Annotated in this window: 8 protein-coding genes and 2 pseudogenes; 2 read left to right on the top strand and 8 right to left on the bottom strand. The window is 70.8% G+C overall.

Going from position 1 to position 5,482, the window contains the following annotated elements:
• From IEZ12_RS38255 to IEZ12_RS12170, 8 genes and pseudogenes are all read right to left on the bottom strand, one after another.
• Positions 1-487, bottom strand: a pseudogene (locus IEZ12_RS38255) (hydroxymethylbilane synthase); the annotation flags it as partial.
• On the bottom strand, positions 441-953 hold the full coding sequence (locus IEZ12_RS12200) for an NUDIX domain-containing protein (RefSeq protein WP_189272051.1): 513 nt from the start codon (positions 951-953) through the stop codon (positions 441-443). The pseudogene IEZ12_RS38255 and the gene IEZ12_RS12200, both read right to left, overlap by 47 nt.
• A gap of 25 nt (positions 954-978) precedes the next feature.
• On the bottom strand, positions 979-1,692 hold the full coding sequence (locus IEZ12_RS12195) for a GNAT family N-acetyltransferase (protein WP_189272050.1): 714 nt from the start codon (positions 1,690-1,692) through the stop codon (positions 979-981).
• Positions 1,689-2,537: a protein kinase domain-containing protein gene (locus IEZ12_RS12190; protein ID WP_229847457.1), complete on the bottom strand. Its 849-nt coding sequence runs from the start codon at positions 2,535-2,537 to the stop codon at positions 1,689-1,691. The genes IEZ12_RS12195 and IEZ12_RS12190 overlap by 4 nt, the downstream gene beginning before the upstream one ends.
• Positions 2,538-3,154: 617 nt before the next feature.
• Positions 3,155-3,574, bottom strand: a complete 420-nt coding sequence (locus IEZ12_RS12185) for a hypothetical protein (RefSeq protein WP_189272048.1) — start codon at positions 3,572-3,574, stop codon at positions 3,155-3,157.
• A gap of 131 nt (positions 3,575-3,705) precedes the next feature.
• The gene (locus IEZ12_RS12180; RefSeq protein ID WP_189272047.1) at positions 3,706-3,852 is read right to left on the bottom strand and encodes a hypothetical protein; all 147 of its coding nucleotides are present in this window, start codon (positions 3,850-3,852) and stop codon (positions 3,706-3,708) included.
• A 5-nt stretch (positions 3,853-3,857) separates the two neighbouring features.
• Complete coding sequence (locus IEZ12_RS12175; protein WP_189272046.1) at positions 3,858-4,127, bottom strand: hypothetical protein; 270 nt, start codon at positions 4,125-4,127, stop codon at positions 3,858-3,860.
• A complete protein-coding gene (locus IEZ12_RS12170; RefSeq protein ID WP_189272045.1) occupies positions 4,124-4,342 on the bottom strand; it encodes a hypothetical protein in 219 nt (72 codons plus the stop codon). The genes IEZ12_RS12175 and IEZ12_RS12170 overlap by 4 nt, the downstream gene beginning before the upstream one ends.
• A gap of 436 nt (positions 4,343-4,778) precedes the next feature.
• Here IEZ12_RS12170 and IEZ12_RS40890 point away from each other — a divergent pair, with 436 nt between their 5' ends.
• Positions 4,779-4,886 (top strand): helix-turn-helix domain-containing protein, encoded by a 108-nt coding sequence (locus IEZ12_RS40890; RefSeq protein WP_189272044.1) that lies wholly within the window; start codon positions 4,779-4,781, stop codon positions 4,884-4,886.
• 42 nt (positions 4,887-4,928) lie between these two features.
• Positions 4,929-5,482: pseudogene (locus tag IEZ12_RS12160) on the top strand (XRE family transcriptional regulator); the annotation flags it as partial.

Raw genomic sequence — 5,482 nt, 5'->3', positions numbered from 1 at the left:
TGCTCCCGACCGCGCCGCGCACCCGGACGACCTTCAAGTCCGGTCGGGCCCGCAGGATCTGCGCCTTCCGGCGGACCGCCGACGACAGGATGATCGCACCCGGGGGGAGGTCGGCGAGCGTGCGGTAGCCGGAGCCCTCGGGGAACAGCAGCACGTCCCGCACGTCCGGGCGTTCCAGGTAGGCGGCGAAGACCAGTCCGTGGGGCAGCGGGACGTCGCCAGGTACGTCCTTCACGCAGTGGACGGCCATGTCCACCGTGCCGCCTTGCAACATGGCGTCGATCTGCTTGGTGTACAGGCCCTTGCCGCCGAGCTGTGCAAGGTCGCCCTGCCAGAGATCGGCTTCGGTCGTCACCGGAACGACTTCGGTCACCAGGTCGGGGACATGCGCGCGAAGGGCGGCGATCACCATGTCCGTCTGTGCGAGGGCCAGCGGCGAGCTACGCGTGCCGACGCGCAGGGTCCTGGCGGGGAACTCGGCTGTCATGGGGTTCATTCCTCTCATATCGGGTCTCTTGATAGGTAACGCGTCCGGGCCGCTGGAGAGGCGTCCGGATTCGAGCGGCCACGGCCGGGTGCAGCAGCCGGTGGGCGTCGTCCGCGTCCGCCCAACGCCAGGCCGACAACTCCCGTTCCTGCAAAGCGATTCGGTCGGTGTCGGCGGTACTGAGCATCGGACCGGCCCACAGGAACACGATGCGGTCCCGGGCCCCCTCGCGGTGGCTCTGCGCCCACTCCACGCCGAGCAGATCATCGGCCAACAGGTCGAGCGTCAGGCCGAGTTCCTCCCTGGTCTCCCGTCGGGCGGTTTCGAGTGGGGACTCCCCGATCTCCATCACGCCGCCGGGCAGGTGCCACGTGCCGGCCCCTGCGGCCTGGACGAGCAGCAGGCGGGACGCGGGATCGGTGCACAGGACGTACGACGTGACCGGATGGGCGGGCGCGGTGCCCAACGTTCCTCCAGAGAGCGCGAGGCGTTCAGTCTGCGCTGCCCGGGGGCAGCGGGAAGGCGGAGGCCTGCTCGGTGCGGGCGATCGGCCCGTAGGGGTCCTTGATCATGAGTACGGGTGGTGCGTGGTCGGGGATACCCAGGGCCTCGCGCACGGACTGGGTGACGACTTCGTCGCGGCTGTCGTCCATGTCTTCGAGGGTGACGAACGGGCGGTCGTCCGTGCCTTCGATCTCCAGCTCGTAGCCGGCCACGGGGTGAACTTCGACGGCGACTTCGCGGGGTATGGGCACCCGCATGGTGTAGGTCGCGAAGCCGTCGTGCTCGCCGGTCGGGGTGAAGCCGGCCTTGCGCAGGACGCGGCCGGAGGCGGGGTTGTCCGGGCGGTGCTTGGCGCGGACGTGCGGCAGCCCGAGGTGGCCGAAGGCGAGGGCGAGGATTCGGCGGACGCCCGCGGTGGCGTAGCCCCGGTCCCAGGCGTCTGCGCGCAGGATGTAGCTGACGGCCGCGACGGGGCGGTCACGGTGGAGCTTGACGATGCCGACGAGGTCGCCGTCCACGGCCAGGCCGAGCACGTACAGCGTGCGCGGGGTCTGCGCGGCGGAGGCTGCGGCGTCGCGGAGGTAGTGGCGGGCTTCGGCGGCGTCCATCGCCTCGCGGTCCAGATAGCGCGTCGCCTCTGAGCTGTAGATCCGCAGCAGGGCCTCGGCGTCACGAGGGCTCAGTTCGCGCAACTCGATCAACCGGTCACCGTCTCAAGGAGCTTGGCCAGTTCGGCGGCGGTGGGCCGGTCGTCCGGTTCGGCCAGGAGGACGGGGCGCAGGTGGTTTTGGAGGGCGGGCCACGGCGATGCCCTGGACAGTGGCACGGCCCTGGCAGCGATGGCCTCGCGGCGTGTCCTCAGCGGCGTCTGCCAGCTCAGGCCGGCAGCCGAATAGTGCAGTGGCCAATTCCCGGTGACGCAGGTCCACAGGGTGCCGGCCAGGGCGTAGACGTCGGCGGGCTGCGTGGTGGTGACCGGTTGGGGGCCGGTGATGATCCGGGCCGCCAGTTCGGGCGCGGTGAGGTGGATCATCGTGCCGGAGAACGCGGCCCACGGAGTGCTGCCGATCTTCCGGGACCAGGCGAAGTCGAGCAGGCGCGCGGTGCCGTCCTTGTGGTGGACGCCGTGCTGCGGCTGGAGGTCCCCGTGCACCCACCCGTCGGCGTGGAGGTCCGCCACGGCGCGGCACAGCCCGACTGCGGCGGCGAGGGCCCCGTCGCGCCCGCCGTCGCCCTTGCGGAAGGGCTGGAAGCGCCCCCAGGTGGACTTCCCGGCCAGCCACGGGGTGACCAGCCAGACGCCGTCGGTGTACCGGCCGGCGGTCACGGTGTAACCGGGGAGCTGGTCCAGCACGGAGGCCTCGCGGGCGGTGACTTCGCAGGCCTCGCCGGTGCCGAGCTTGATGCTCGCCGCACCGTCCGGGCCGGTGGCCTTCCACACCGCAGAGCCACGCCGGTTGCTGATCGGCGCCAGGGCCATTGGGTCGCCGCAGAGGGTCTTGGCGGCCTTCACGGCTTCCCGGGCTTCGGCAGGGTACTTGCCCACTCTCGAACTGCCTTCCATTCGCAAGGGATGTGCCCGAAGACGTCCCGCCCGTCGTCCACCGCCACGGCCAGGGCCGTTGCGAGGTCGGGCGTCTCCGTGAGGAACTTCGGATCCAGCGGCCGCACGCCGGCCCGCACCGGCAGGAACGAGAACGGCGGCGGCGGCATGCGCTGTCCGTGCCGGCCGGTCTCGGCCGCGCCCCCGGGCGAACTTGCCGACCATGACGCCGACCTGGGCGTACAGGTGCTTCAGCGCCCAGTGCGGCCAGGCCAGCAACTCCCGGTGCCCGGCGCCCTCGCACTGCCCGAGAACCACGACGTTCTCGCACGCGAGAAGGCCGTACGGCCGTCCCATCAGCGGGCGCACCCATTCCGCGGCCTGAACCCCAGCGTGGAACAACTCGGCTTCCACGGCGTACCGGTGAGCACCGGGGGCGATCTCGTACACCGTCCACCCGGTCATTCCGCGCCGGACGGACGGCCGCAGGAACGGGCAGTGCTCGGACACCTCGGCGACGTACCCGTGTACGTCCACGCCGACGGGGTGTTCGGTGCGGGCTTCGACGAGGCGGAGCGCCCCGGCGGTCGGCCGGGACACTCCGACGCGGAGTTCTGCGCTCACAGGTAGGACGCCGCCGGGACCAGCTCGTCGCCGTCGGTGCCTTCGATCGGGCCGCAGTCCCACTCCGCCCATACCGTGCCCGTGGTGCGGTAGCGGCCCAGGGCCTCGGCGTCCAACTCGCCGTCGGCGTCGGTGAACCAGATCTCCGGCAGGGGCCCATACGCCTTCTCGTAGGTGCCCACCCAGTCGATGAAGCCATCGCCGCCGAGCTCCATGTGCTGGAGCCTGCGGCCGGCGCACTTGACGGTGAAGGCGTCGTACTCGTCGGGGGTCTCGGTGAGCCGGTGCCAGATCAGGTCGATGGCCCCGGAGAACATCTGCGGCACGGGTCGGCCGGCGTCGAGGAACTGACCGGCGATCGTGAAGAACTTGCCCAACTCGGCCAGCGCCGTGGTGGGTTCGGTGACGGTGTCCACGTGCTTCTCCCATCGGGTTGACTGCGCCCGCTCGTCACGGACGAGCGGAGCGGGGGTGGTGCCCCGGCCTGGCGAAGAATCCTCCGTCAGGCCGGGGAGTTCATGGGTGCTGTGCGGCACGCGGGTGTGGGTCAGACGCGGCCGGATGCGAGCAGGGCTGCCGCCAGCGCAAGCAGCACCACCAGCGCCACGGTGTACGCCACGACGACCGGCCGGGAGGTCGGAACACCGCGCGCGGCACGTTCGGTCGCGGCGCGGTAATCGTCCTGATCGTCCACGCCGTCTACGCCGGCCGCTTGTCGAGGGCGGCCCGCAGTGCGGCGCGGCGCTGGGGCGTCCGGGCGCGGGCGATGCAGTCGTCGCAGATCCAGTGGCCCGTGCTCCGGGCTTCCCCGGGGGCCTGGAGCAGGAGGCCCACGCAGACCAGCGTCTCGCGCCGGCAGACGCAGCAGGTCCCCTCGCGGTAGCCGTCGGGCCGGTCCACGACACGGCCCTCGCCCACGGTGCGGACCAGCGGCCCCGTGCCCGCTCCGCCGCTTCCCCGCATACTCACGCGGCACCCCTGCGGGCGATGCAGTTGCGGCAGCGGCACGAGGACCGCACGGCCGACTCCTGCACGGCCTCGCCCAGGGACGGGGCCCGGCCGGCCACGTTGGCCTTCTGGTACTCGGCCAGTGGGTTCCAGCCCTTCGGGAGCTTGTACCGCTCGGCCTTCGACGGGCCGGGATCGGGGTCGCGGTAGACCCTCGGGGTCTTGCGTCTCGTCATGGTGGTGTTCCCTCCCCCGAGGCCGCCGTGGGAGGCCCGTCCTCGGGATTCGTGCGACTGCCTGGGGGCTTGTGGGATCAGGCGTCGCGGTCACTACGGATCTACCGGAAGCGCGAGCCGAGCGTGCCGGCGGACGGCATGGTGCTGGTGGACATGCTGGTCCTCCCGCTGGGTGGTTGAGGCTGCCGTAGGGGGCTCCACGGCAGGGCAGCACCGTCGTTCGCAGAAGACCGAGTTGGCACTAGGCTTCCGCTGTCACCGGTGATGCCGTAGTCATGAAGTTACGGTCGGTGAATCCAGGGTTCGACGGACTGCCGGTACGAGTTACCTGGACGACCGAGGCCAAGGGGGGGAAGAAATGGCTGGACGGACACCACCGAGGCGCACCGAAACACTGACTGACAGTCCGTCCGAGGTCGTCAGGGTCCCCGAAGGGGTGATTTCCGGCTTCCTGTTGAAGGTCATCCGGGAACAGATCCCGAGAACTCAGGACGAGTTGGCCGAGGACCTGGGCATCGACAAGAGCACCGTCCAGGGCTGGTAGTCCGGCCGCCGGCCACTCTCCTCCACGCGAGCCGGGAACCTGGTGATGCTGCGCCGGAGGCTGATCCTGCTAGGCGCGCCAAGTGGGCTGGTCAACCTGATCAGCCTTGCCATGGACGCAGACTTCGTCCTCAGCGAGATACTGCGCTTCAGGCCCGCGAGGGCCGAAGTTCTGGGGCATCCACTGGCCGGGTGGGTGCTTACCCGCGACACCACGCACATGATCGGCTGGGCGGTCAGCGGGGTTCTGCCCGGCGCGGTGGCTGCCGAGTTGAGCATCCCTGCCGCCCGACGCGGGCCTGTTTCCACCGCGCCGCTTCTCGGGCAGGACATGCGCGCGCGATTCTTCGACAACCTCCGGCATACCGCCGACCTGGTGGAGAGCGGGGGTGAGGAGACCGCCTTACTCCGAAGGCAGGTCTGGTACCTGTCCTCCTACGACCGGGCCCGCGATGTGGCCGAATGGTTCGGGGGGATGCAGCGTCGAGGGCGGATCCCCTCGGCGGGCTCGGGATGGTCGCCCCGCTGGGCCGAGGCGCGCTCGGTCGCGGCGGCACTGGCGAGGAAGGGAGATCCAGAACTACTCCGGGACTTCAT

It is taken from the genome of Kitasatospora griseola (assembly GCF_014648555.1).
In the GTDB taxonomy this organism is placed as follows: Bacteria; Actinomycetota; Actinomycetes; order Streptomycetales; family Streptomycetaceae; genus Kitasatospora; species Kitasatospora griseola.
The sequence above is the reverse complement of the archived record's forward strand: the minus strand, read 5'-3'. Positions and strand labels throughout refer to the sequence as shown.

What these genes read in the sequence shown, in the direction of transcription:
- IEZ12_RS12170 (WP_189272045.1), bottom strand. Translation starts at nt 4,342, where the DNA reads ATGACGAGACGCAAGACCCCGAGGGTCTACCGCGACCCCGATCCCGGC.